This window comes from Symbiopectobacterium sp., assembly GCF_047692315.1.
In the GTDB taxonomy this organism is placed as follows: domain Bacteria; phylum Pseudomonadota; class Gammaproteobacteria; order Enterobacterales; family Enterobacteriaceae; genus Symbiopectobacterium.
This window is the reverse complement of sequence record NZ_JBLLJS010000012.1, coordinates 408,705-433,798: the sequence shown is the minus strand read 5'-3', so window position 1 is coordinate 433,798 and position 25,094 is coordinate 408,705. Positions and strand designations below refer to the sequence as shown.

At 52.7% G+C, this 25,094-nt stretch carries 16 protein-coding genes and 9 pseudogenes; 15 read left to right on the top strand and 10 right to left on the bottom strand.

Annotation, left to right across the window (positions count from 1 at the left end):
• Window positions 1–203: 203 nt before the first annotated feature.
• The 3 genes and pseudogenes from fruB (at window position 204) to ACMZI0_RS06345 (ending at window position 3,659) form a co-directional block, all read left to right on the top strand.
• Entirely contained in the window at window positions 204–1,334 is a 1,131-nt protein-coding gene (fruB, locus tag ACMZI0_RS06355; protein WP_415672308.1) for a fused PTS fructose transporter subunit IIA/HPr protein, read from the top strand.
• Window positions 1,331–2,272, top strand: a complete 942-nt coding sequence (fruK, locus tag ACMZI0_RS06350) for a 1-phosphofructokinase (RefSeq protein ID WP_415672307.1) — start codon at window positions 1,331–1,333, stop codon at window positions 2,270–2,272. Before fruB ends, fruK begins: the two co-directional genes overlap by 4 nt.
• A 16-nt stretch (window positions 2,273–2,288) precedes the next feature.
• Window positions 2,289–3,659: pseudogene (locus tag ACMZI0_RS06345) on the top strand (fructose-specific PTS transporter subunit EIIC).
• 58 nt (window positions 3,660–3,717) lie between these two features.
• On the opposite strand, the gene nfo reads toward ACMZI0_RS06345, so the two are convergent.
• Window positions 3,718–4,560: a deoxyribonuclease IV gene (gene nfo / locus ACMZI0_RS06340; RefSeq protein ID WP_415672306.1), complete on the bottom strand. Its 843-nt coding sequence runs from the start codon at window positions 4,558–4,560 to the stop codon at window positions 3,718–3,720.
• Between the two features lie 114 nt (window positions 4,561–4,674).
• Window positions 4,675–5,739 (bottom strand): YeiH family protein, encoded by a 1,065-nt coding sequence (locus ACMZI0_RS06335; protein ID WP_415672305.1) that lies wholly within the window; start codon window positions 5,737–5,739, stop codon window positions 4,675–4,677.
• Between the two features lie 114 nt (window positions 5,740–5,853).
• Between ACMZI0_RS06335 and yieE the strand changes: the two are divergent.
• The 4 genes and pseudogenes from yieE (at window position 5,854) to ACMZI0_RS06315 (ending at window position 9,736) form a co-directional block, all read left to right on the top strand.
• Window positions 5,854–6,727, top strand: a pseudogene (yieE, locus tag ACMZI0_RS06330) (DNA-binding transcriptional regulator YeiE).
• Window positions 6,728–6,871: 144 nt separating this feature from the next.
• Window positions 6,872–8,347: an amino acid permease gene (locus tag ACMZI0_RS06325; protein WP_415672304.1), complete on the top strand. Its 1,476-nt coding sequence runs from the start codon at window positions 6,872–6,874 to the stop codon at window positions 8,345–8,347.
• A gap of 512 nt (window positions 8,348–8,859) precedes the next feature.
• The gene (locus tag ACMZI0_RS06320; protein ID WP_415672303.1) at window positions 8,860–9,516 is read left to right on the top strand and encodes an NAD(P)-dependent oxidoreductase; all 657 of its coding nucleotides are present in this window, start codon (window positions 8,860–8,862) and stop codon (window positions 9,514–9,516) included.
• Window positions 9,509–9,736, top strand: a complete 228-nt coding sequence (locus ACMZI0_RS06315; protein ID WP_415672302.1) for an NAD(P)-dependent oxidoreductase — start codon at window positions 9,509–9,511, stop codon at window positions 9,734–9,736. The genes ACMZI0_RS06320 and ACMZI0_RS06315 overlap by 8 nt, the downstream gene beginning before the upstream one ends.
• Window positions 9,737–9,897: 161 nt before the next feature.
• Here ACMZI0_RS06315 and ACMZI0_RS06310 read toward each other — a convergent pair whose 3' ends face one another.
• The 4 genes and pseudogenes from ACMZI0_RS06310 to ptrR all read right to left on the bottom strand — a co-directional run bounded on the left by ACMZI0_RS06310 (window position 9,898) and on the right by ptrR (window position 13,325).
• Complete coding sequence (locus tag ACMZI0_RS06310) at window positions 9,898–10,095, bottom strand: KTSC domain-containing protein (RefSeq protein ID WP_415672301.1); 198 nt, start codon at window positions 10,093–10,095, stop codon at window positions 9,898–9,900.
• A 287-nt stretch (window positions 10,096–10,382) separates the two neighbouring features.
• Window positions 10,383–11,226, bottom strand: a pseudogene (gene fghA / locus ACMZI0_RS06305) (S-formylglutathione hydrolase).
• A 25-nt stretch (window positions 11,227–11,251) separates the two neighbouring features.
• A pseudogene (locus ACMZI0_RS06300) lies at window positions 11,252–12,372 on the bottom strand (S-(hydroxymethyl)glutathione dehydrogenase/class III alcohol dehydrogenase).
• Between the two features lie 85 nt (window positions 12,373–12,457).
• A pseudogene (gene ptrR, locus ACMZI0_RS06295) lies at window positions 12,458–13,325 on the bottom strand (putrescine utilization regulator PtrR).
• Between the two features lie 762 nt (window positions 13,326–14,087).
• Here ptrR and ACMZI0_RS06290 point away from each other — a divergent pair.
• Window positions 14,088–14,939 carry a Tar ligand binding domain-containing protein gene (locus tag ACMZI0_RS06290; protein ID WP_415672300.1) on the top strand — a complete coding sequence of 284 codons (852 nt, stop codon included), beginning with the start codon at window positions 14,088–14,090 and terminating at the stop codon, window positions 14,937–14,939.
• On the opposite strand, the gene ACMZI0_RS06285 is transcribed toward ACMZI0_RS06290, so the two are convergent.
• Window positions 14,917–15,069, bottom strand: coding sequence for a hypothetical protein (locus ACMZI0_RS06285; RefSeq protein ID WP_415672299.1), 153 nt, complete (start codon window positions 15,067–15,069; stop codon window positions 14,917–14,919). The two genes, ACMZI0_RS06290 and ACMZI0_RS06285, sit on opposite strands and share 23 nt — an antisense overlap.
• Before the next feature lie 62 nt (window positions 15,070–15,131).
• Here ACMZI0_RS06285 and ACMZI0_RS06280 point away from each other — a divergent pair, with 62 nt between their 5' ends.
• From ACMZI0_RS06280 to yeiB, 3 genes and pseudogenes are all read left to right on the top strand, one after another.
• A complete protein-coding gene (locus ACMZI0_RS06280; RefSeq protein ID WP_415672298.1) occupies window positions 15,132–15,806 on the top strand; it encodes a methyl-accepting chemotaxis protein in 675 nt (224 codons plus the stop codon).
• A 212-nt stretch (window positions 15,807–16,018) separates the two neighbouring features.
• Window positions 16,019–16,687: a GTP cyclohydrolase I FolE gene (gene folE / locus ACMZI0_RS06275; RefSeq protein WP_222160407.1), complete on the top strand. Its 669-nt coding sequence runs from the start codon at window positions 16,019–16,021 to the stop codon at window positions 16,685–16,687.
• 79 nt (window positions 16,688–16,766) lie between these two features.
• Window positions 16,767–17,874, top strand: a pseudogene (gene yeiB / locus ACMZI0_RS06270) (DUF418 domain-containing protein YeiB).
• Window positions 17,875–17,901: 27 nt separating this feature from the next.
• Here yeiB and sanA read toward each other — a convergent pair.
• A complete protein-coding gene (gene sanA, locus ACMZI0_RS06265; protein WP_415672366.1) occupies window positions 17,902–18,675 on the bottom strand; it encodes an outer membrane permeability protein SanA in 774 nt (257 codons plus the stop codon).
• 177 nt (window positions 18,676–18,852) lie between these two features.
• Window positions 18,853–20,190 carry a 30S ribosomal protein S12 methylthiotransferase RimO gene (gene rimO / locus ACMZI0_RS06260; RefSeq protein ID WP_415672297.1) on the bottom strand — a complete coding sequence of 446 codons (1,338 nt, stop codon included), beginning with the start codon at window positions 20,188–20,190 and terminating at the stop codon, window positions 18,853–18,855.
• Between the two features lie 243 nt (window positions 20,191–20,433).
• Between rimO and ACMZI0_RS06255 the strand changes: the two are divergent.
• Window positions 20,434–21,556: pseudogene (locus ACMZI0_RS06255) on the top strand (PQQ-dependent sugar dehydrogenase).
• A gap of 39 nt (window positions 21,557–21,595) precedes the next feature.
• On the opposite strand, the gene ACMZI0_RS06250 reads toward ACMZI0_RS06255, so the two are convergent.
• Entirely contained in the window at window positions 21,596–22,213 is a 618-nt protein-coding gene (locus ACMZI0_RS06250; RefSeq protein ID WP_415672296.1) for a glutathione S-transferase family protein, read from the bottom strand.
• A gap of 168 nt (window positions 22,214–22,381) precedes the next feature.
• Between ACMZI0_RS06250 and ACMZI0_RS06245 the strand changes: the two are divergent.
• The 3 genes and pseudogenes from ACMZI0_RS06245 to ACMZI0_RS06235 all read left to right on the top strand — a co-directional run bounded on the left by ACMZI0_RS06245 (window position 22,382) and on the right by ACMZI0_RS06235 (window position 25,065).
• A pseudogene (locus ACMZI0_RS06245) lies at window positions 22,382–23,234 on the top strand (MetQ/NlpA family ABC transporter substrate-binding protein).
• 155 nt (window positions 23,235–23,389) lie between these two features.
• Window positions 23,390–24,406 (top strand): methionine ABC transporter ATP-binding protein, encoded by a 1,017-nt coding sequence (locus ACMZI0_RS06240; protein ID WP_415672365.1) that lies wholly within the window; start codon window positions 23,390–23,392, stop codon window positions 24,404–24,406.
• Window positions 24,399–25,065: pseudogene (locus tag ACMZI0_RS06235) on the top strand (methionine ABC transporter permease). The gene ACMZI0_RS06240 and the pseudogene ACMZI0_RS06235 overlap by 8 nt, the downstream one beginning before the upstream one ends.
• Window positions 25,066–25,094: the final 29 nt, after the last annotated feature.

The following is a 25,094-nucleotide window of genomic DNA, read 5'->3' as shown; positions in this document are numbered from 1 at the left end:
AAATTCAGCGTGCTGAACGACTAAAATGTGCGTGGTGTCAAAATTTCAGCACATCAATACGGTGGAATATTTGCATAAAAGCAGCGATAGGCCAAGACTCAGTGAAGCATTTCAGTTATTCTTTTTTTGCATTGTTTGCCATATGTGGCCTTATGTCCCCACTTGTTTGATGAAACGATTCAACAATGGCGGAGAGGAGCGTTATGTTCCAGTTATCACAGCAAGATATTCATATGGGGGCGACTGCCAGCAACAAGCAGGAGGCTATCCAACAAGTGGCGGCCGCACTGGCTGATGCTGGGTGTGTCAGTCCGGCTTACGTCGATGGCATGTTGCAGCGTGAGCTGCAAACCTCGACGTATCTCGGCAATGGTATTGCTATCCCTCACGGCACGACCGATACGCGCGACCTGGTGCTCAAAACCGGCGTACAGGTATTTCAATTTCCTCAGGGAATTGCCTGGGGAGAGGAAACGGCTTATGTGGTGTTGGGTATCGCTGCCCGGTCAGATGAACATCTGGCGCTGTTGCGTCAGCTGACCCATGCACTGAGCGACGAAAATGTTGCTGCACGTATGGCAAAAACGACGTCAGCAGCAGAGTTGCGCAGTTTGCTGATGGGCGAACAGCAAGGAACGGATTTCCGTTTTGATACGTCGTTGATCGCATTGGACGTAGCGACTGACAGCCTGCTGACGCTACAGGCGTTGAATGCGGGCCGCTTGCAGCAAATTGGCGCGGTGGATGCCGGGTTTGTCAGCGCGGCAGTGAGCCAGAAGCCGCTTTATCTGGGACAAGGCGTGTGGTTGAGCGATAACGCGCAGGGCAACCTGGAGAGTGCGGTTGCAGTAAGTCGTCCGGCCAGCGCGTTTACGGCCTATGACGAGCCAGTTGCATTATTAATTACGGTGGCGGCAGCCGATGAACAAGCATTTCCCCCCATTAATTATTTGAGCAACCTGCTGATTACTAAGAAAGCTGAACGCTTGCTGAATGCTGATGCCGCCACACTGCTGGCATTGCTGACCAGTGACGTGCCCGAAGAAAGCGATGTGCTGACGGCGGATTACACCATTCGTAACGAACACGGGCTGCACGCGCGTCCGGGGACCATGTTGGTGAATGTTATCAAGCAATTCTCCAGTGAAATCACCGTGACCAGCCTTGACGGCACCGGTAAACCGGCCAATGGGCGCAGCCTGATGAAGGTGGTGGCGCTGGGCGTTAAAAAGGGCCATAAGCTGCGCTTTACCGCAGCGGGCGGTGATGCTGAACAAGCACTGACTGCGATTGGCGAAGCGATTAATTCTGGATTAGGAGAGGGCGCAGCATGAGCAGGCGAGTTGCCACCATTACCCTGAATCCCGCGTATGACCTGGTGGGATATTGCCCGGAAATTGAACGGGGCGAAGTCAACCTGGTGCAAATGGCGGGTCTGCACGCCGCAGGCAAAGGTATTAATGTTGCCAAAGTGCTGAAAGACCTCGGGATTGATGTCACGGCGGGTGGATTTCTGGGCAAAGATAACCAGGACGGCTTTCAGCAATTGTTCAGCGAACTGGGCATTGCCAACCGTTTTCAGGTTGTGCCGGGCCGCACGCGCATCAATGTCAAGCTGACGGAAAAGTCAGGCGATGTAACAGATTTCAACTTCTCCGGGTTCGATGTCACGCAGCAAGATTGGCAGCGTTTCGTTAATGATTCGCTCAGTTGGTTAGGGCAGTTCGATATGGTTGCGGTCAGCGGCAGCTTGCCAGATGGCGTTGATCCAGATGCCTTCACCGATTGGATGTCGCGCCTGCGTACCCAATGCCCCTGCATTATTTTCGACAGCAGTCGTGAAGCGCTGGTGGCCGGGCTGAAAGCTGCCCCCTGGCTGGTTAAACCAAACCGCCGTGAGCTGGAGATCTGGGCTGGCCGCAAGTTGCCTACGCTGGAAGATGTTGTAGACGCTGCCCATGTGCTGCGCGAGCAAGGTATCGCTCATGTGGTGATTTCGCTGGGGGTGGAAGGTGCTCTGTGGGTTAATTCCTCTGGTGCCTGGTTAGCCAAGCCACCAGCCTGTGATGTCGTCAGCACCGTGGGTGCCGGTGACTCCATGGTTGGCGGGTTGATTTATGGCTTATTAATGCGTGAGTCGAGTGAACACACCTTACGACTGGCAACGGCGGTGTCTGCGCTGGCCGTAAGTCAAAGCAATGTTGGCATTACCGATCGACCTCAGTTGGCCACGATGATGGCGCGTGTCGACCTGAAACCCTTCAATCACTAACAGCAAGAGATAGATCATGAAAACGCTGCTGATAATAGATAAATCACTGTGGCTTGCCAGAAGCCACCTGGTGAAAAACCTGCTCAGCGCGGCGGCTACGCCAGTCAGTGCACCGTCTGCACCGCGTATCGTGGCAGTGACGGCATGCCCAACCGGTGTAGCCCATACCTTTATGGCAGCGGAAGATATTGAACAAGAAGAGAAAAAATGCAGCTGGTGGGTGAAAGTGGAAACGCGCGGTTCCGTTGGCGCGGGTAACGCTATCACGCCGGAAGAAGTCGAGCAGGCCGATCTGGTTATCGTGGCAGCTGATATTGAAGTGGATCTGTCGAAGTTTGCGGGCAAAAAAATGTATCGCACTTCAACGGGCCTTGCGTTGAAGAAAATGGCGCAGGAGTTGGATAAAGCGCAGGCGGAAGCCACGGTTTACCAGCCGACAGCGCAAAGTGGCTCGGCACAAAGCAGAGCCGGGCAGAAAAAGGAGGGGCCGGGCCGTATCGCCATCTGCTGACAGGTGTGTCCTATATGCTGCCGATGGTGGTGGCGGGTGGCTTGTGCATTGCGCTCTCTTTCGTGTTTGGCATCGAAGCCTTCAAGCAGGAAGGCACGCTGGCTGCACACCTGATGAAGATCGGGGGAGGCTCCGCTTTCGCTCTGATGGTGCCAGTGCTGGCGGGTTATCTCGCGAAAGCGTTCAGCGATCACGTCAAGCTGCCGCAAAGCATGTCTGCGCTTAAGCCGATACTGATTATTCCGTTGGTGGCTACACTGATCACCGGTCTTATCATGATCTACATGGTAGGAACGCCGGTTGCGAAAATCCTGACCGGTTTGACCAGTTGGCTGCAATCCATGGGGACAGCTAATGCCGTGATTCTGGGGGCTATTCTTGGTGGCATGATGTGTACCGATATGGGGGGGGCCAGTCAATAAAGTGGCTTACGTGTTTGGTACTACTCTGCTCAGTAGCCAGATTTACGCGCCGATGGCTGCGGTGATGGTCGGAGGCATGGTGCCGCCGTTGGCAATGGGGTTAGCCACGGTTGTGGCGGCGAAGAAATTCAGCGCCTCTGAGCGTGAAGGCGGCAAAGCAGCGTTTGTGCTCGGCCTGTGCTTTATCTCTGAAGGGGCGATCCCTTACGCTGCGCGGGACCCGATGCGTGTACTGCCCTGCTGTATTCTGGGGGGAGCCATCACCGGTGCGCTGTCGATGGCAGTAGGTGCACACTTGATGGCACCACACGGTGGGCTGTTTGTGCTGCTGATCCCGGGTGCAATTACGCCGGTGTTGGGCTACCTGTTTGCGATTCTGGCGGGTACGGCGGTGGCTGGCTTGCTGTATGCCGTATTGAAACGCCCTGACGAACAGTTGGTGAAAGCGGCGTGATACGTCAGTAATCCACAACGACGTGTGTTAAAACGCCAGCTTTATCGCTGGCGTTTTTTTATACAGCTTGCGCTTTTAACCAGGCAATTTCCTCTGCCCAGATATCGGGGTCAACGGTTTCCAAAATCAGGGGAATGCCGTCAAAGCGTGGGTCTCGCATAATATAGCGGAAGGGTGCATAGCCGATGTTTCCGGCCCCCAGACTGTGGTGGCGATCGACACGGCTGTTAAACGTGCTTTTGGCGTCATTCAGGTGCATGCCACGCAGATAACGCAAACCAACGATACGCTCGAACTGGGCAAAGGTGTCATCACAGGCCGTTTCGGTGCGCAGATCGTAACCGCCAGCAAAGGCGTGGCAAGTATCAATGCAAACGCCGACGCGGGTTTTATCTTCAACGCCGTCAATAATGGCCGCCAGATGCTCGAAGCAGTATCCCAGATTAGTGCCTTGGCCTGCCGTGTTTTCGATCACTGCCGTCACACCTTGCGTCGCGTCGAGAGCCAGGTTGATCGACTCGGCAATCCGTGCCAGACAATCGCGCTCATCAATCTGTTTTAAATGGCTGCCGGGGTGAAAGTTAAGCAGTGACAACCCTAACTGCTGACAGCGCGCCATTTCGTCAATAAAAGCGCTGCGCGATTTCTCCAACGCCTCGCTGTCTGGGTAACCGAGATTGATCAGATAGCTGTCGTGCGGGAGGATCTGTCCGGGTTGGTAACCATATTGCTGGCAGGCAGCCTTGAATTGCGCAATGACGGTTTCTGATAGCGGTGCAGCCTGCCATTGGCGCTGATTTTTGGTGAACAAGGCAAATGCGGTTGCCTTGAGTTCGTGGGCTCTGATGACCGCCTGATCCACGCCGCCGGCAGCGCTGACGTGTGCGCCTACATATTTCATGCTGTTCTCCTTTTGGTCTGGCGCACAGTATGCCACTGTTATTAACCAAACGTTATCACTCGGCCAAAAAAGGGTAACATCATGCTAACGGACCAGCGCGCAGAAATTGTTTACTCACCCTAACAGGGCGGTGACGCCAAGGTTGATGCCTGCACCGCCGACGATCAGCCAGATAAACAGCAATAATGTCAGCAGCAGCGGCTTGGCTCCCGCACGACGCACAGCGCTGATGCGAGTGGTCACACCCAATGCGCCCATGGCTAGCGGCAGGTTATCGATTTGATTAAGCACGGTTAACCAGGTGTCAGGTAGCCACTGGAGCGAATTGAACCCGGCAACGGCGATAAAACCCACGGCAAACCAGGGGAAGGCCATCGGCGTTTTTTCTGTTTCACTGCTGCAAGGGCGGCGTTGCAAAAATCCCCCTAATACCATGAGAAAAGGAGCCAGCAGCATGACGCGTAACATCTTGCCAATCACAGCGGTGTTTTCTACCTCCGGTGAAATGCTGTGCCCTGCTGCTACAACCTGGGCCACTTCATGTACGGTCGAACCAATGTAAACACCGAAGATTTGTGGCGAAACGCGTAAATAGTCGCCAGTCACGGCAAGATGATAGAGACAAGGATAAAGAAACATGGCGAGAGTGCCGAAGATGACAACGGTGGCGACGGCAATCGCAACGCTGTCCCCCTCGGCCTTTACTGTGGGAGCGGTGGCCAACACCTCCGCTGCGCCGCAGATGCTGCTGCCTGCGCCGATGAGATACACTGTCTTGTCATCAAGGCCGAGCAGAGTTTTACCCAGATAACAGGCAAGAAGAAAGGTGGAGGTCAGCACCAGCGCGTCGATGACAAGCCCGCTTATGCCCAGTGAGGCAATGTGTTGCAGGCTAAGGCGAAAGCCGTAAAGCACAATGCCCAAACGCAGCAGGTGATGCTTTGACCAATTCACGCCATCATCGCAGTAGCGCTGCAGGCATGGATAAAGGGTGTTGCCAAGCAACGCGCCGCCCACCATGGCAAGCGTGAGTGACCCCAACCCCAGGCGCGCAAACGGGGGAAGGGCGGCCAGTTGAAGAAAGCCGAAAGTGATAAGAGCAATAAAAAGAAGGCCAGGGAGCTTGCTTAAAAGAGGATGGCGCAGTTTATTGCCTTGAATGATAAAAAGAGATGCCATTTTATTACCTGTTTGAAGTCTATCTTGCCTGGGACATAGCCTATGATGAGTGGCATTAAAAGAGAAATTGATTATATGCTTATAACCTATTGCTATTTCTGGTAAGGGCTAACGATGCACATCACGTTGAGACAACTTGAAGTTTTTGCCGAGGTCTTGAAAAGCGGATCGACAACACAAGCGTCCGTTATGTTGGCCCTTTCTCAGTCTGCCGTGAGCGCAGCGTTGTCGGATTTAGAAGCGCAACTGGGCGTACAGCTGTTCGACCGCGTCGGCAAGCGATTGGTGGTGAATGAGCATGGGCGATTGCTTTACCCCAAAGCGCTGGCCATTCTGGAACAATCGTTGGAGATAGAAAAAATGTTCCAGCAGGAGAATGGTGCGTTGCGGGTATACGCCAGCAGTACCATTGGTAACTATCTGCTGCCTGCCATGATGGCGCGCTATCGGCGTGATTTTCCCTCTATGTCCTTTCGAGCTGCATGTGGGAAATACGCAGGATGTGGTGACGGCGGTAGCGGAGTTTAGCGTCGACCTCGGTTTTATCGAAGGTCCATGCCACCACCCGGATCTGGTGACGCAGCCCTGGCTGGAAGATGAACTGGTTGCGTTTTGCGCCCCCGATAATCCTCCCGCTCAGCAGACGCTCACTGCCCCTATGCTGGCCGAAGTCCCCTGGATCCTGCGCGAACGTGGTTCGGGTACGCGGGAAGTTCTGGATCACCAGCTATTGGCACAGTTGCCTCATTTCAAACTGGTGATGGAGCTGGGGAACTCGGAAGCGATTAAACATGCAGTACGGCACGGCATCGGTATCAGCTGCTTGTCGCGCCGTGTTATTGCCGATCAGCTTGCTGCCGGCACGCTGGTGGAATTGCAGTTGGCGCAGCCGCGCCTGATGCGCACACTCTATTTGGCGCACCATCGGCAAAAACACCTCTCCAACGTGTTGCAGCGCTTCCTGGAATATTGCCAGCTTGCTGAGTAGCGTTTATGTCTGCCATCTGACTTTCTTATTTCTAATGATTGCCCGGTAGTTATGAAGGTCTCTTATAACACGAGAATCATAGCGCTTCTGTAGAAAGCGATTTGCTACAATCCCGCCTCATTTTTAGATAGAGCGCAGGATATTATGGCTCAGCAAGAATTACATAACACACCTCAGGGCGCGCCAACGCTGCGTCGTGAGCTTAAAGCGCGGCATCTCACCATGATTGCCATTGGTGGCTCCATCGGTACCGGTCTGTTTGTGGCTTCGGGCACCACGGTTTCCCAGGCCGGGCCGGGTGGGGCACTGCTCTCTTATGCGCTGATTGGGTTGATGGTCTATTTTTTGATGACCAGTCTGGGCGTGCTGGCAGCGTTTATGCCGGTGTCAGGATCGTTTTCCACGTACGGTGCCAAATACGTTGAAGAGGGCTTTGGCTTCGCATTGGGATGGAACTACTGGTACAACTGGGCGGTGACTATCGCCGTCGATCTGGTCGCAGCACAGTTGGTGATGGGCTATTGGTTCCCAGAGGTTTCCGGTTGGATCTGGAGCTCCCTGTTTCTGGTGCTGATGTTCCTGCTCAACTACATCTCGGTAAAAGGCTTTGGTGAAGCAGAATACTGGTTCTCACTGATCAAAGTGGTCACCGTGGTGGTGTTCATCTCTGTCGGTGTATTGATGATTGTTGGCATCCTGCGCGGTGCTGAGAACGCGGGATGGCACAACTGGCAGATTGGAGAGGCGCTCTTTGCGGGCGGCTTCTCTGCCATGATTGGTGTGGCGATGATCGTCGGTTTCTCCTTTCAGGGTACCGAACTTATCGGCGTGGCGGCTGGGGAATCCAAAGATCCGGCGCAGAATATACCGCGTGCAATCCGTCAGGTTTTCTGGCGTATCTTGCTGTTTTACATTTTTGCTATCCTGATTATCAGCCTGATCATTCCCTATACCGATCCAAACTTGCTGCGTAATGATGTAAAAGACATTACCGTCAGTCCGTTTACGCTGGTCTTCCAGAATGCCGGGCTGCTGTCGGCTGCGGCCGTAATGAATGCGGTAATCCTGACCGCAGTGCTCTCTGCGGGTAACTCGGGGATGTACGCCTCAACGCGTATGCTCTTTACTTTGGCGCAGGAAGGCAAAGCGCCGCGCATGTTTGCTAAACTCTCCAAAGGCGGCGTGCCGCGTAATGCACTCTATGCGACTACCGTTGTGGCGGGGCTCTGCTTCCTGACCTCTATGTTCGGTAACCAAACGGTCTATCTCTGGTTACTGAATACCTCTGGCATGACCGGTTTCATTGCCTGGTTGGGAATTGCGATCAGCCATTACCGCTTCCGTCGTGGTTATGTGCACCATGGGCTTGATTTGAATGCGCTGCCTTACCGGTCGGGGTTCTTCCCGGTTGGTCCCATCTTTGCGTTCGCGCTGTGCCTGTTGATCACGTTGGGCCAGAACTATCAAGTCTTTTTGCAGGATAAAATTGACTGGTATGGTGTTACGGCAACGTATATTGGTATTCCATTATTTCTGCTGATTTGGTTCGGTTATAAGCTTTCTCGTGGAACGCGTTTTGTGAAATATGAGGAAATGACTTTCCCTGATTTTCACAAATAACCGACGATATCGTTGATAAGACAGCGCCATTGGTAACCCGTTGCCAATGGCGTTTTTTATGACAATATTATTCTATAAAATAAGGCTGTTACGAGGTTAATTCGCAACGCGTAAAAGAAACGCTCGTCTTATGCCATAATTCAGTATATCCCTCATCCTTTTCTACAATAGTGTATAAGGGGAGGTTAAATGGTTTATTCACATAACTATATGAAATTTATTCATTATAAAGCGAGCCGAAGAGTGTCTCTGGGCAGCATAAGTCGCAAAGGTGAATGTTAATAAACTCGATATTAATTGCAGTTAACTTGATGTGAAAATTAACATTGCTGCCAGTTATTGCTAACAAAGCGCTCTATTTATTTAAAGTAAAAAAAGTTTTGAGTGGCGATATATGATGGCAACATGAAAAAAATTAACCTTCATTGCGTAACAAACAGTATTCATTGTCGTTTTTAATGTTTGTTATTATCATCGAATAAATCACAATGATAACTCTCGGGGCTGACATCATGTTGAAAATCACTTTCCTGGATAAAGGGGCATTGCCTGAAACCATTTTCTGGAAAAAGCATTTTTTTCGCAGACCACAATGTCAACACGAATGGGTCGAATACAGCTATACGCCGCCGGAGCTAGTGGTGGAACGTGCGCAAGGGTGTGAGGTTATTATCACTAATAAAGTGGTGCTGACGCGTGAGACTCTGCAAGCGCTGCCCGCGTTAAAACTGATCGCGGTTACCGCGACCGGTGTGAATAATATTGATGTTGTGACGGCGCAAGAGTTAGGCATTGCGGTGCGCAACGTTCCTGCCTATTCGACGCAATCGGTCGCTGAGCACGTGATAGCCATGATATTTTCTCTCAAGCACAGCCTGATGGGCTGGTATCGCGATCAGCTGAGCGACCGTTGGGCCGGGCAGAATCAGTTTTGCTACTTCGATCATCCCGTTAAAGATATCGCAGGCTCAACGCTCGGCATAGTCGGTTCCGGTGCGATAGGGCAAGAAGTGGCGCGATTGGCCAGTGAAGTGGGAATGAAAGTCCTGTTTGCTGAACGGCGCGGCGCAGTGTCGGCCTGGCTACTTGCCGTTCGAACAAGTGATGCAAACGGCCGATGTCATTACTCTGCATTGCCCTCTGACGTAGGATACCCGAGGTTTGATTAATGCGCAGACTCTGGCACTGTGCAAACCTTCGGCATTCATTATCAATACTGCGCGCGGTGCGTTGATTGATGAGCCCGCTTTGCTGACGGTATTACAGCAGCATCGTATTGCCGGGGCTGCACTGGATGGATTGACGCAAGAGCCGCCTGCGTTGGATAACCCGCTGATGAAAGCGGCGAAAATCATGCACAAGTCATTGATTAACATGAATATTTCCTAGTAATCCGGCTCTGCCCTGCAAGTGCTGATGGAAAAAACCATCGCAAATATCGATGAGTTTGTGCAGCAGCAAAGACTGTAGTGTCTGTCGAAGACGTATTTATCAGATGACACAGCGCAGCGGGCCAGGGTTGGCCCGCTACCCATAAGGTGCGTGCGTTGTTATTGCAGTTTGTCGAAGGGAAAATGAGCTCTTAATGTAGCGCGTGTAGTAGCGTACTTTGTCGTGCTGGACAGTAACTCTTCATAGATCATCCTTGCGACACCTTTATACAAATAGATGCTGCCGTTCAGCAGTTCGACTTCCAGATGTTTTTTCTCTTCATCATAACCGACAGAAAACAGTTCGCTTGAAGCCACTCGTTTACGTTATAAATCAAATACCTCCAAGTTAAAATCCCTGTTTAGACGTCGTGAAATTCAGACATTTTGCTCACGCAAACAGGTTCCTGAAACAGTCTCTTGCATTGCCAAATCGATTGTCGATTGTGTGATAAAAAAACAGTTTAACAATCTGTTGCCGCACGCGATATCTCAAAAAGCGCTATCAAAGCGTGATGTCATAGCCGATTTTCAGTTTTGAGTGACGTCGATCACAAGGTGAAAGATGAGGCAGATCAAGCGGCCTGCCTCATCGGGTGGTGCGGTTACGCGCTCAGGTGGCTGGCGTGAAAACGTAAATGGTCTTCAATAAAGCTGGCGATAAAATAGTAGCTGTGATCATACCCTGACTGAGTGCGCAACGTCAGCGGCCAACCAAACTCCTCCGCCCGCTGTGCCAATCGAGCCGGTTGCAGTTGATCGGGTAAAAACTGATCGCTGTCGCCTTGATCTACCAGCAGAGGCAATTTAGTTGACGTTTGCGACAACAGATAACAACTGTCATATTCGCGCCACGTGGCTTCATCCGTGCCCAGATAGGCGGTAAAGGCTTTGCGCGCCCAGGGAACCTCGCTCGGGTTGACGATAGGCGCAAATGCGGAAGCCGAACGGTAGCGTTCGGGATGGCGCAGCGCCGGCATTAACGCACCGTGGCCGCCCATCGAGTGTCCACTGATGGACTGAGGATCGCTGACGTTAAAATGTTCTCGCACCAGCGCAGGCAGCTCGCTGCTGACATTAGTCAAACATGCGATAATGCGCCGCCCAAGGCGCTTCGGTAGCGTTCACATAAAATTCTGCGCCCTGATCCAAGTCGTAACCGGGATCGTTGGCAACCGTTTCTCCCCGCGGGCTGGTATCGGGCATGACCAACACCAACTCAAGTTCGGCAGCAATGCGCTGCGCACCGGCTTTGGTAGTGAAGTTTTCATCATTGCATGTCAGCCCGGATAACCAATAGAGCACCGGTGGCGGCGTATCATCGGCGGTTGGTGGCAGATAAATACTGAACGTCATCGGCCCGTTTACGCTGCTTGAGGTATGGCGGTAGCGCTGCTGCCAACCGCCAAACAGCCGGTGTTCCTCGAGTAATTCCAACGTCTGGTTCATGGGGGCGTACCTCCTTATACCTGGATTAGCGATAGTGGATAACCGTACGAATCGATTTGCCTTCATGTATCAAATCGAAGGCTTCATTAATCTGCTCCAGCGGCATGGTGTGAGTAATGAAATCTTTTAACGGAAACTCGCCTTTCAGATAGCGATCGACAATACCGGGCAGTTGGCTGCGTCCTTTTACCCCTCCGAACGCAGAGCCGCGCCATACGCGTCCTGTAACCAGTTGGAACGGACGGGTAGCAATCTCTTCTCCAGCACGACCAATGATGACGGATTCGCCCCAGCCTTTATGGCAGCATTCCAGCGCGGAACGCATGACGTTAACGTTGCCAATGCATTCGAAAGAGAAGTCCACGCCGCCATCAGTCAGCTCAACAATCACATCCTGAATCGGTTTGTCGTAATCTTTCGGGTTGATCAGATCCGTCGCCCCCAGTTTGCGAGCCAGATCGAACTTGCTGGTGTTGATATCGATACCGATGATACGTCCAGCGCCGGCCATCTGCGCGCCGATAATGGCCGACAGGCCGATACCACCCAGACCAAAGACGGCTACGCTGTCGCTCGGCTTCACTTTGGCGGTATTCAGTACCGCACCCATCCCCGTGGTTACACCGCAACCCAGCAGACACACTTCTTCCAACGGTGCTTCTTTGTTGATTTTTGCCAGCGAAATTTCAGGGACGACTGTCAGCTCCGAAAAGGTTGGGGTGCCCATGTAGTGGAAAATCGGCTTGCCATCTTTAAAGAAACGCGTGGTGCCGTCTGGCATCAACCCTTTACCTTGCGTGCTGCGAATAGACTGGCACAGGTTGGTTTTGCCGGAACGGCAGAACTTACACTCGCCACATTCAGGCGTATACAACGGAATAACGTGATCGCCGACAGAGACGTTGGTAACACCCTCGCCAACCGCTTCAACGATACCTCCACCTTCGTGACCCAGAATGGCGGGGAACACGCCTTCAGGATCTTTGCCTGATAGCGTGTAAGCATCAGTGTGGCACACGCCAGTCGCGACGATACGCACCAGGACTTCGCCCTTTTGTGGTGGCATCAAATCAACTCAACGTCCTCAATCGAGAGCGGTTGGTTAGGGCCCCAGGCGACAGCAGCGCGGATTTTGATCATGTTCATGGTGTGCTCTCCTATAGGTAGTGCAGTTGCAGTAATGGGGGATGAACAACTCGTCGCGTTAAGCGAACGAGATGTGGGAGCGCGTTCATGTATCGAACTGCTCGATAATTAATTTCTTAAACGCTTCCACATTGGGGCCAAAGGCGTCTCGCTGCCATATCAGCCAGGTGGATGCGGTAGCAAAAAGCTCGGGTAACGGGTGGCTTTGAACCCGATCGCGGGCTGAAAGCGCATCCAATACTGAAAGTGGCAGCAGCGCCACACCGGCACCGCTTGCCACGGAGGCAAGCATTGCAGCATACGAGGTGACATCAATGGTGTGGCCGGGTGGTTATGCTTGCCTGATGGAACCAGGTTTCCAGCTTATGCCGATAGGCGCAACCCGCACGAAAAGCCAGCAGCGTGCTTCCCGCGATATCTTGCGGATGCGTAATTTGGGCATGGTCTAAGGCAGAAACCAGCACCAGTGTTTCGGTAAACGCTGCGCAACCATTGAGCTTATCGGCCCGTATCGGTCCATCCACCAACGCGGTTGCCAACGTCCCGGTTCTCACCCGCTCGACAATATCGCTGGAGACCGAACATGTAAGGGCGACAGACACTGCGGGATAACGAGCGTGATAGGCCGATAACAATAACGGTAGATGGCTCACGGCAAGGCTTTCCATGGCACCCAAGGCGAAATTGCCTGTCGGTTCGCCCGCGCGTGTCATGCTGATTGCTTCTTCACTCAATGCCAAAATACGCTCTGCATAGCAGAGTAAATTGTGTCCGACCGGAGATAAGCGCAGCCGCTGTTTCTCACGAATAAACAGGTCGCGCCCTAACTCCTGTTCCAGTTGGCGCAACCGGGTGGTTAAATTTGAGGGGACGCGCTGCAACAGCTCAGCGGCGCGCGCCACCGATCCCGTTTCTGCCACCAGACAGAACATGCGAAGCTGCGTCAGATCCATAAATATGACTTTCTTTTTTTTGAGATTAACTTTGCTGTACTTATTCATTTTTTGTGATTATCTCAGTCTAGCGATTGTTACGTGACTTGGCAACGTTCTTGTTACATCTGACGGAAAATGGCTGAGGAAATGGCGGCCTTTCAGCGCGATGCTAAAGCGTGATAAATCTATTTTAAGTCTGTTACAAAACCATCATAGGGTGCATGCCATATAAAGAAAATGCCAGTGATTCTGCCAGCTTATTTCTTGGTTATGGGTAACATAAAAATAAGCAAACGGGATAATACCGGCCGTTAACTGTGAATTTAAATAATTATTAGTTGGCTATATATAAAGATAGGCTAATATTTTATGGTCTAAAATTTAAAAGTATCTACAGTTATTATGACTCGGCGCATTGTGAAAAAACACAAGCAGGGAAAATGCACCAATCGCCAATGGTCCTTTATGCTCAAAAATAAAAAAACCAAGTGAAAGCGGAATTTATTACGAAAAAAATCAGTTCGTGCTAACAATAGACTGTATCTATTGTTGTCGTTTTTTTTATCGTGTTTAATGCTCAGCCGGGGTAAAGGTGAGTCGTTTATTGCCGATGATGTTAGTTAAGACTGGTAAATGTTTTTTTGTTACACGACAAGGAGTGTTTGATACGTTGTGGCGCATCACTCATGTGTCACGCAGTGACGGCCGATCTCGATGAATACGCGGAAAATAAACAAAAAGCGTAAAAGAAGATCGCTGAATTCGTTACAGGAGTCATCCGTGAACTTTTTAAGAAATATCACCATCAGGGCAATGCTTCTTATCATTTTAGGGGCTTTTCTGCTGTTGTGGGCCGCAGTTTCCCTTTATAACATGTCATCATTAAGCAAAATGACGGGGCTGCTTGAAGAGAGCGAAATACAGAAAAAAAATGTAGAAATGTTGTCGAGAGGCAACGATCAGTATTTCCGTACTGTGACGCGTATGGTGCGGTCAATGGATTTTATGCAGGCCGGTAACAGCGCAGATGCTGAAAAAACGTTAACCGCCGCCGCGACCGCATTGAAAAACGCCAGCGAGGCTTTAGAACAATTCAAAAATACCGATCATTCTATCGTCGATCCTGAGATTGCCTCTGCTATGGTCAACACCTGGCAGGCGGTGATCAGCAACGGGTTGCAGCCGATGATTGCGGCAGCGCGTGACAATAAACCAGAGGTGTTCCAACAGTTGTTCATGAACACCTACCCGCCGCTCAGCGTGGCATTTGGCGGCGCGATGGAAAAATATCAAAGCAGTATCACCTCGCGCTCAACGGAATCATTGCAGCAGGTCTATTCCTTGCTGTCATGGGGCAGAAGCGTGCTTCTGGCGGCATTAGTGATTGGTGCGCTGATGCTGCTGCTCACCGATCGCTATCTGGTGCGGCCGTTAAACGATATCAAAGCGCATTTCCGTGTGATGGCTGATGGCGATCTCGGCAGTCCGGTCAAAGAGTTTGGGCGTAACTTGTGTAGGGCAATTGATCCCTTACCTCAGAGACGTGCAGAGCAAATTGATTGGGACGGTATCCACCATTCGCGACAGTTCTGCGGCTATCTATCAAGGCTCAAGCGAAATCCGCAGTGGTAACAACCACCTGTCGGCGCGTACCGAGCAGCAGGCTGTTGCATTGGCCGAAACCGCGGCCAGTATGGAGCAACTGAGCGCCACGGTAAAACAGAATGCCGACAACGTGCACCAGGCAAGCACGCTTTCGCAAGATGCCGCCATTGCCGCCATTGCCGCCATTGCCGCACGACGTGGCGGCGAAGTGGCGGCGAAGTGGCGTCGGATGTGGCGTCGGATGTGGCGTCGGATGTGGTGGAAACCATGGCCAGCATCACCACCAGCTCGAAGAAGATTGCTGACATCACCAGTGTCATCAACGATATTGCCTTTCAAACCAATATCCTGGCACTGAATGCTGCGGTGGAAGCCGCGCGTGCCGGTGAGCAAGGGCGTGGGTTTGCCGTGGTAGCCGGCGAAGTGCGTAATCTGGCGCAGCGCAGCGCCCAGGCGGCAAAAGAGATCGAATCACTGATTGCCGAGTCGGTTGAGCGAGTTGGCAAAGGCTCTGAACAGGTTGCGCAAACCGGTGACGTGATGAATTCCATCATCGTGGCGGTAACACGAGTGAACGATCTGATGGGGGAAATTGCCAATGCCTCTGACGAGCAGAGCCGCGGCATCAGTCAGGTCGGGCAAGCGGTTGCTGAGATGGACTGTGTAACGCAGCAGAATGCATCACTGGTTGAGCAGTCTGCCGGTGCTGCTGCATCGCTGGAAGATCAGGCGCACCAGCTTACCGAAGCCGTTGCGCTGTTCAAACTCTCTGAGCAGGATAAACGCCCGTCGCAAGCGACTGCACTGCCGCGCAAAAGCGCGACTCCGGCGCCTGCGCTTTTAGCCAGCAGCAAAAAAAGTGCCTCAGCGAACGATAACTGGGAGACGTTTTAACACTCTCTCGCGTATCGTTACTCTATAAGCGCTTTTTCATCCTTTTGCGCCAGGCGGAAATGTCTGGCGCTTTTTTATTTACAGACCCGCTCTCCCTCGACATGAAGTTGAACCTATTTCACCCATCATGAAGTACAATCACTGGATAATCCTGCGTCACTCCACTAGAGTGAACGCGCTTGGAATGTCACACCTGCCGGAGAATAAAGAGAATGACCCCCACTTTGAGTCGCGAAGCGGCGCTGGTTCATGAAGCGCTGTTGGCACGCGGTCTGGAAACCCCGCTGCGCGGCGCGCTGCTGGATGCCGCCACCCGCAAGGCGCGTATCGCTGAACACATGACCGAAATCATGAATCTGCTGAGTCTCGATCTGCAAGATGACAGCCTGGCAGAAACGCCGCATCGCATCGCAAAAATGTATGTGGATGAAATTTTCGCCGGACTGGATTATGCCAATTTTCCTAAAATCACCATTATTGAAAACAAAATGAAGGTGGATGAGATGGTTACGGTGCGTGATATCACACTGACCAGCACCTGCGAGCACCATTTTGTCACCATTGATGGCAAGGCAACCGTCGCCTATATTCCGAAAGAAGGGGTGATTGGCCTGTCGAAGATCAACCGCATTGTGCAGTTTTTTGCACAGCGTCCGCAGGTGCAAGAACGACTGACGCAACAGATTCTTGTTGCGCTGCAAACCCTGCTGGGTACCAGCAACGTTGCGGTATCGATTGATGCCGTGCACTACTGTGTCAAAGCGCGCGGTATTTGTGATGCGACCAGCGCTACCACCACGACATCCTTGGGCGGTCTGTTCAAATCGAGCCAGAATACGCGTCAGGAATTCCTGCGCGCAGTACGTCACCACCAGCACTGATCTTCCTACCGCGCCCACCGGGTGTGGCTGCTGGCTGCATGAGTCCCATTGGATTGGCACAAACGCCTATGATGCATCAATCTCCGTCATCGCCGCGCCGCGCCGCATCGCCACGCTGGATTTCGTGCGCGGCGTTGCCGTATTGGGCATTTTATTGCTCAATATCACGGCATTCGGCCTGCCTAAGGCGGCTTATCTTAATCCAGCTTATGCCGGTTACCCTGCGCTGCGTGATGCCGTGACCTGGGCATTGATGGATCTACTGGCGCAGGCGAAGTTTCTGACGTTGTTTGCCCTATTGTTTGGTGCCGGTTTACAACTGCTGCTACCACGAGGCACGCGCTGGGTTCATGCACGCTTGTTCTGGTTGATGCTTATTGGGCTATTGCACGGTATTTTCCTTTGGGATGGCGATATTTTGCTGGATTACGGCCGATCGGGCTACTCTGCTATGCCATTATCCGACAGGCGGACAGCAGCCGTATGCTAATGCGTATGGGCGTTTTTATGTGCGCCGTAGGCGTTGGCATGCTGGTGGTGTTAAGCCAGATCCTCAGTCCGGAACCGGGGCGCTATTGGTTGCCGGGAGATGCAGACATTGCCTACGAGGCCTATTGGCTACAACTTGGCGGTGTAGAAGCGTGGCGCAATCGCGTGGATCTGATGATCGAGAGCTTATTGTCGCTCGGTGTGCAATATGGTTGGCTGCGCGGCGAGTTTAGCCTGACACACTATCGCAAGGTTGCACTGTGGTTCATCGGCATGGGACTGATGATTGATGCTATCGGCATTGTGTTGCAGTGGCATCTCGCGTGGGAGTACCGCTGGGGCGGTCTGTTGCTGCAAATTCCTCGCGATATTGCGGCACCGATTCAGGCTATCGGTTATCTGGCACTCTGCTACGGCTATTGGCCAGCACTGCAACAGTGGCGAGCGTCAGTATGGATCAGCAATATCGGACGGATGGCGTTAAGCAGCTATCTGTTGCAGACGGTGATCTGCACCCGGTTCTTTTATCACTGGGGCGGTTTTATGCAGTTCGATCGCCTGCAATTGTTGGGTATCGTGCCGTTTGTCTGGCTGATTAACGGGCTGGTGGCGCACTATTGCTGCGTAATTTCGAGCAAGGACCACTGGAGTGGGGATGGCGACGCTTAACAGGGTGGCTGGCAGGATCTTCGCGCTGACACTCATCGATGAGATGGGGTCTCGCATCAAGGCTGCTGTGGCGAAGTTTTGCTGTTTTCTTCGGGGCGGTTCTCATGCGCTTTTTCTGCGGACGGATTGTCTAACGTATTGATTAATTCAGGCGGTACGGCAGGATAATCCGGCTCATCTTTTGCAATTTTGTGCTCCGCCGGGATAGGGACCAGCGGGCCAAGGAAGCGTGGTTCGCGTTTCAGAATGTAGAGATCGAACAGCGTCCCAAGCCGTGCCCCTACTTCACGCAGACGGATCGTCATCATGTTTTTGGGCGAGGGAACGGCATAGCACTGTGCCTGAATGCCCATGTGCATAGCGATAAACAGCGCGCGTTCGCAGTGAAAGCGTTGCGTAATAATGGTGAAATCGTTGGTATCAAACACTTTGCGCGTGCGAACGATTGAATCCAACGTGCGGAACCCGGCGTAATCGAGCACAATATCGCTGGGCGAAATGCCCGCCGCGATCAAATCGCGCCGCATGGTCATCGGCTCGTTGTAACTTTGCAGCGCATTGTCACCGCTTAACAGCAAATAGCTGACCTTCCCGCTGTTGTAGGTATTGATTGCTCCCTGAATACGGAACAAGTAATACTGATTCAATGCGCCGACGCGGTAATATTTTGCCGTACCCAGCATCACACCCACTTGACGCTCTGGCAGTGCGGCCAAATCGTCATAGATATAGGGTGCTGTTTTCCAGCCAATCCACCGATCCAGGGCAAATGCGGACAGTAATGATACGCAAAGAACAATGCCTAAACCGACTATCAAGCGCTTCCATATGCTCATACGGGTATCAAGACGAAGAAAATAATCATGAGCAAAGGCTACTTTACCCGTCTGGCGTAAGCAAGCCATAGTCAATCTAATGGCCGATTATTGATTGATCGTTGCGCGATTGCGCGAAAAATGGGCAAAAAAAAACGACCATCAGGCCGGTTTATGTGGTGCGAAAGCGGGTTAATTCACGCGACTACCCCACAGATCGTATTCATCGGCGTGTTCGATGACCACCTGCACAACGTCACCCACTTTGACTTTTGTTTCGCCGTTGAGGTAGACGCTACCATCGATTTCCGGTGCGTCGGCCATGCTGCGACCGATGGCACCTTCGTCATCCACTTCATCGATCAGTACCCGCAGTGTGCGACCGATTTTCTCCTGCAACCGTTCAGCGGAGATACGCTGTTGCAGCTCCATAAAGCGGTGAAAACGCTCTTCTTTGATCGCTTCTGGCACTTGTTCCGGCAGATCGTTCGCGGCGGCGCCTTCCACCGGGCTGTATTTGAAGCAACCCACGCGATCCAGTCGCGCTTCGCTCAGAAAATCGAGCAACATTTGAAAATCTTCTTCCGTTTCGCCGGGGAAACCGACAATAAACGTGGAGCGCAGCGCCAGCTTAGGGCACAGTACGCGCCATTGTTTGATGCGTTCCAGTGTGCGTTCTACGGCACCTGGGCGTTTCATCAGCTTAAGGATTTTCGGGCTGGCGTGCTGTAACGGGATATCCAGATAAGGCAGGATCTTGCCTGCGGCCATCAACGGGATAACGTCATCCACATGTGGATAAGGGTAAACATAGTGCAACCGCACCCACACGCCCAGTGAAGAGAGCTGCTCACACAGGCTTACCATGCTGGTTTTCACCGGTTGTCCGTTCCAGAAGCCGGTGCGTTGCTTCACGTCGGCACCGTAGGCAGAGGTATCCTGCGAGATCACCAGCAGCTCTTTCACACCGGCCTCAACCAGTCGTTTGGCTTCATCCAGCACGCTGCCGATCGGGCGACTATCCAAATCACCGCGCATGGAAGGGATAATGCAGAAGGTGCAGCGATGGTTGCAACCTTCAGAAATTTTCAGATAAGCGTAGTGCTTGGGGGTCAATTTGACGCCTTGTGCCGGCACCAGACTGGTAAAGGGATCGTGCGCCGGTTTGGGAACATAATGATGCACATGTGAGATCACCTGCTCATAGCTGTGCGGGCCGGAGATTTCCAACACCTTGGGGTGCACTTCGCGGATTTGGTTCTCTTCGGCACCGAGGCGACCGGTAACGATCACTTTGCCGTTTTCATTCAGTGCTTCGCCAATGGCTTCCAGCGACTCTTGCACCGCGCTGTCGATAAAACCGCAGGTATTGACGATCACCACTTCGGCATCATCGTAGGTTGGCACAACCTGATAGCCCTCATTGCGCAACTCCGTCAGGATGCGCTCGGAATCGACCAGATTTTTCGGGCAGCCTAGGCTCACGAAACCGACTTTCGGTGCGGCGGCAGGTGTTTTTGTGTGGGACATTCAACTTTACTCACTTTGCATCAATGGCGCGGGATTTTAATGGCATTACGGTAAAAATTATACAGCTAAGTGTAGGGGTAAGGCGAGAAAGTGGTGTCAAACGATATTGGGTGGTGGGGAAAAGAGGGCAGGTAGCGTTTTACCCTGTGCTAACGTCAAGAAAAGTAAAACATCACCGCTTTTTTTGCGTGCGGCGGCAGTGCTGCCTACAGTTACTGAAATGCCTTGCCAGGGAGTTTTGCTATGCCGTTTTCATTGACCAGGATATTTACCGCCCGCGCTCGTACGCTGCTGCTTGCACTTACGGTTTCCACGCCGTTGATGGCGGCTGAGCCTGTGGTAACAGAGTTACAGGACAAAATGGACCACCCTTGGTCACTGGCCTTTTTGCCGGGCAATGACGGTATTCTGATTACCGAGCGCGCCGGGCAACTGCGTCGCTGGCAGGAGGGAAAAGGGCTTTCCGCGTCGATTGATGGTGTACCGCCGGTGTTTGCCAAATCACAAGGCGGTTTGCTTGAAGTGGCTCTGGCACCGAATTTTAGCGAAAGCCGTCGTATCTACCTGAGTTTTGCCGAGGCGGGGGATGATGGCAATGCAGGCACCGCCGTGGGCTATGGTCGCTTGTCTGAGGATTCTCGCCATCTGGAGCAATTCAGCGTCTTTTTCCGCCAACAGCCCAAACTTTCCAGCGGGAATCACTTCGGCGGCAAGCTGGCTTTCGATAAAAACGGCATGCTGTTTATCTCGCTGGGTGAAAATAACCAGCGTCCGACAGCGCAGGATCTGGATAAACTACAAGGAGGGAAGATTGTGCGACGGCAAGGTTCCCGTGGATAATCCCTTTGTGAATAAAGCGGGTGCGCGGCCCGAAATTTGGTCTTACGGCCACCGTAATCCGCAAGGGCTGGCGTTTAACCCTGTTACCGGTACGCTGTGGGAACACGAGCATGGTCCGCGCGGTGGCGATGAAATCAATTTCCCGGCTGCCGGGAAAAACTACGGGTGGCCGCTGGCGACCCACGGCATCAACTACTCCGGTCTGAAAATCCCGGAAGCGAAGGGAACCCGTGTCCCGGGCATGGCCGATCCTGCCCACGTATGGGAAAAATCACCGGGAATTAGCGGTATGGCGTTTTATCAGAGTGACCGTTTTCCCCTGTGGAAAAATTCGGTGTTTATCGGTGCGCTGGCTGAGCGCAATCTCATCCGCTTAACCCTGGATGGCGATCGCATTGTGTCGGAGGAGCGCTTGCTGACGGATCGCAATGAACGTATCCGGGAAGTCAGGGTCGGGCCGGATGGCTACCTGTATCTGTTGACCGATGACAGTGATGGCAAACTGCTACGCGTAGGTCTGAAATAACCGGCGCACTTCGTGCAGAATAGCACCGGTTACATGGCATCAGGTTAACGGCAACATGACCGTGTCGCGGTAAGCGGGGCGTGCGGTCAACTGTTGATACCAGCGCTCCAGATGCGGTAATGCGGGGCGCTCGATGTCCATGTTAAACCAACCATAGGCAATACACCCCAAAGGGATATCACCAATACCAAATGCCTGTCCAGACAGCCAGGGTTGATGTGAGAGGGCATTGTCAGCGATGGTCAGCAGGCGCTCGCACTCCGCTTTCTGTTTGTCAATCAGAGCATTATCGCGTTGCTCGGGCGCGGTACGCACCAGGCCGATAAACACGGTGCCAAACGGCACAGCCAAAGAGATCGCCCAATCCATCCACTTTTCTGCACTGGCGCGCAGCCCATGATCGGCCAGATACAGGCTCTGCTGGCCGTATTTGGCTGCCAGATAACGGACAATGGTATTGGACTCCCACAATACCAGATCGTCGTCTTGCAGACAGGGGATCAGTCCGTTCGGGTTCATGGCCAGATAATCCGCTTCGCGGTTACGGCCGAACTGACCGCCAGCAGGAATATGCTGATAGCTCAACCCCAACTCTGTGGCAAGCCAGCGGACTTTTTTTACATTACTCGAATTCTCTCGGCCCCATGAAGTAAGCATGATTAACCTCAAATAGCGAAATAGGAAGAAGCGTGTTGACGTCCCGGCATCAACAACGCCAACAACTATACCTGCTTTTCAACTGGGCTGGGTGATAAGAAAAGGGAATTATCATCCCAAAGCGGATTTTTCATAATGCAGTACACAATGTAAAACAGGGAAACCACAATGACTTTTACCCATCGTTTTCGTGCCTTGCTGGGCGCGGCGCTTATTTCCGCACTGCCGTTTGTGGCAGACATCTCGACTGCACAGGCCAGCACCGATCCGCAGACGCTGACATTTGGCGTGGCACCCGGTCCTTATGGCGACATGGTAAACCTGACCATCAAACCGCAACTGGAGGAAAAGGGCTACAAAGTGGTAGTTCGTGAATTCAGCGACTGCGTACAGCCTAACCTGGCGCTGGCGAATGGCAGCATTGATGCCAACCTGTTTCAGCATTCGCTCTACCTGGAAAAATTTGCGGCCGACAAAGGGTTGAAGCTCGCTAAGCTGATTATCGTACCTACCGCGAGCATGGGGTTCTACTCCAAAAAAATTCACTCTCTGGACGAGCTGAAAAAAGGTGACGTGATCACGCTGTCCAACGATGCCACTAATCTGGCACGTGGGCTGCGCTTTCTGCAATCGTTGGGGCTGATCACCATTAAACCGGAACTTGATGCCACTAAAGAATCAGAAAAAGATATTGTCGATAACCCACGCGGTCTGGTATTCAAACCGCTGGAAGCGGCCCAGCTGCCGCGTACGCTGGATAGCGTAACGGCAATCTCTGGTTAACGGTAACTTTGCTTTTGCCGCCGGACTGAAGCTCTCCACTGCGATCAAACTGGAAACGCTGGACGAAAACCTGAAAAACGTGATTGCAGTGCGCGCGGATGATATCGATAAGCCGTTTGCCAAAGATATCAAAGCCGTCGTGGAATCCGAAGAGTATGCTGCCGCGATCAATGCGCCGGGCAGTGTATTCAGCGAATTTCAGAAGCCAGAATGGATGAAGGCGCGTGCCGCACAGTAAGCCGGTATGAGCTACTGCAACGGCGTGTTATTATCCCAGCCTTTGGCCGGGATAATGTTTTTTGTCCAGAATGACGTTTTTTGCCCGGTGAGCGGCGCAACGCACCTGCAACGTGAAGTCTGACGGGTACGAAGAAATAAAACAGAGAATCGGTGATGATAGAGCTAAACTCGATTAGCGTGAATTTTTCTCAGGGGAAGCAGGGCGCAACGTCGGCGGTTGATAACGTCAGTTTGCGTATCCGGCAGGGTGAAATTTTCGGGATTGTGGGCACCAGCGGGGCGGGAAAGAGCACACTGCTGCGCACCATTAACCTGTTGCAGCGCCCCACGGGCGGCAGTGTCACGGTGAACTGCGTCACGATCAGTGACTTGAGCGGCAGCGAACTGCGCCGTGCCCGTCAGGGTATTGGCATGATCTTTCAGCACTTCAACCTGATGCAGACGCGTACCGTGGCGGAAAACGTCGCGTTCAGTTTGAAAGCGGCGGGTAAATCACCGCAGGAAATTGCCCAGCGCGTGCCTGAAATGCTGAGGCTGGTGGGGCTGTCTGATAAAGCCGATGTCTATCCTTCCCTCTTGAGTGGTGGACAGAAACAGCGTGTGGGCATTGCGCGCGCCATTGCGAATCATCCGGAAGTGCTGCTGTGCGATGAGCCGACCTCCGCACTGGATCTGGAAACTTCCGCGGCGATTCTGGTGCTGCTCAAGGAGATTAATCAGCGTCTGGGGATCACCATCGTGCTGATTTCTCATGAAATGAGCGTCATCAAAACGGTGTGCGATCGCATGGCGGTGATGACACAAGGTCGCGTAGTGGAAGAGGGCGATGTGTTTGATGTGTTTGCCGCACCGCAGCACCCGTTTACCCAGCAACTGGTCTCTCACACGTTGAATCTTGAATTGCCTGCGAGCCTGAAAGAAGAACTGCAAGGCACCTTGCTGAAGATCCTGTTTATTGGCGATTCCGCTGAGCAGCCGGTGTTATCCGATGTGGCAGTGCGCTACGGCGTGTCAGTCAACATTTTGCACGGCAAGATTGAATACATCGGCAACCGTGCATTGGGCATTCTGGTGGTATTACTGACGCACCTGTCGGACAGCGAGCAACTGGCTGCCGCTATCGATTATGTACAAACCCGTACGGCGCGCGTGGAGGTGTTACATGGGTGATTTTTGGCTCGACCTGACCGTTGCGTTCGGCGAAACCTTCCAGATGGTCAGCATTGCGACGCTGTGTGCTATCGTCGGTGGTTTGCCCTTGGGCCTGCTGATTTTTGTTACCGACAGGAACCTGTTTTGGCAAAACCGTGCGGTGTATTTGTGTAGCACCATTTTGGTCAACATCATCCGTTCCGTTCCATTCCGTTTGTGATCCTGTTGGTTCTGCTGCTGCCGCTGACCCAGATTTTGCTGGGCAACACTATTGGACCGGTAGCGGCATCGGTGCCAATGTCCGTTGCGGCTATGGCGTTTTATGCGCGTCTGGTAGATAGAGCGCCTTGCGTGAAGTCGATCCCGGTATTGTCGAAGCTGCTGAGGCGTTTGGTGCCAGCCCGATGCGTATTATCGCGACCGTGCTGCTGCCGGAAGCCAAAGCGGGGTTGTTGCGCGGTCTGACCATTACGCTGGTGAGTCTGATCGGCTACTCCGCCATGGCGGGTATCGTGGGCGGGGGCGGCGTTGGTGATTTGGCCATCCGCTTCGGCTATTACCGTTATGAAACTCAGGTGATGGTGGTGACGGTGATTGCGCTGGTGATTCTGGTGCAAGTGGTGCAGATGCTGGGCGACTGGTTTGCCAAGCGTGCGGATAAGCGCGATCGCCGCTAAATGTCCTTCCTCCGGCGAGCGGCCTATGC

Excerpts from the sequence above, each read along its gene's own strand:
- ACMZI0_RS06240 (WP_415672365.1), top strand. The coding sequence starts at position 23,390 with ATGATAGAGCTAAACTCGATTAGCGTGAATTTTTCTCAGGGGAAGCAG.
- ACMZI0_RS06250 (WP_415672296.1), bottom strand. The coding sequence starts at position 22,213 with ATGCTTACTTCATGGGGCCGAGAGAATTCGAGTAATGTAAAAAAAGTC.
- ACMZI0_RS06325 (WP_415672304.1), top strand. The coding sequence starts at position 6,872 with ATGGCTCAGCAAGAATTACATAACACACCTCAGGGCGCGCCAACGCTG.
- ACMZI0_RS06335 (WP_415672305.1), bottom strand. The coding sequence starts at position 5,739 with ATGGCATCTCTTTTTATCATTCAAGGCAATAAACTGCGCCATCCTCTT.
- nfo (WP_415672306.1), bottom strand. The coding sequence starts at position 4,560 with ATGAAATATGTAGGCGCACACGTCAGCGCTGCCGGCGGCGTGGATCAG.
- fruK (WP_415672307.1), top strand. The coding sequence starts at position 1,331 with ATGAGCAGGCGAGTTGCCACCATTACCCTGAATCCCGCGTATGACCTG.
- ACMZI0_RS06320 (WP_415672303.1), top strand. The coding sequence starts at position 8,860 with ATGTTGAAAATCACTTTCCTGGATAAAGGGGCATTGCCTGAAACCATT.
- fruB (WP_415672308.1), top strand. The coding sequence starts at position 204 with ATGTTCCAGTTATCACAGCAAGATATTCATATGGGGGCGACTGCCAGC.
- folE (WP_222160407.1), top strand. The coding sequence starts at position 16,019 with ATGACCCCCACTTTGAGTCGCGAAGCGGCGCTGGTTCATGAAGCGCTG.
- rimO (WP_415672297.1), bottom strand. The coding sequence starts at position 20,190 with ATGTCCCACACAAAAACACCTGCCGCCGCACCGAAAGTCGGTTTCGTG.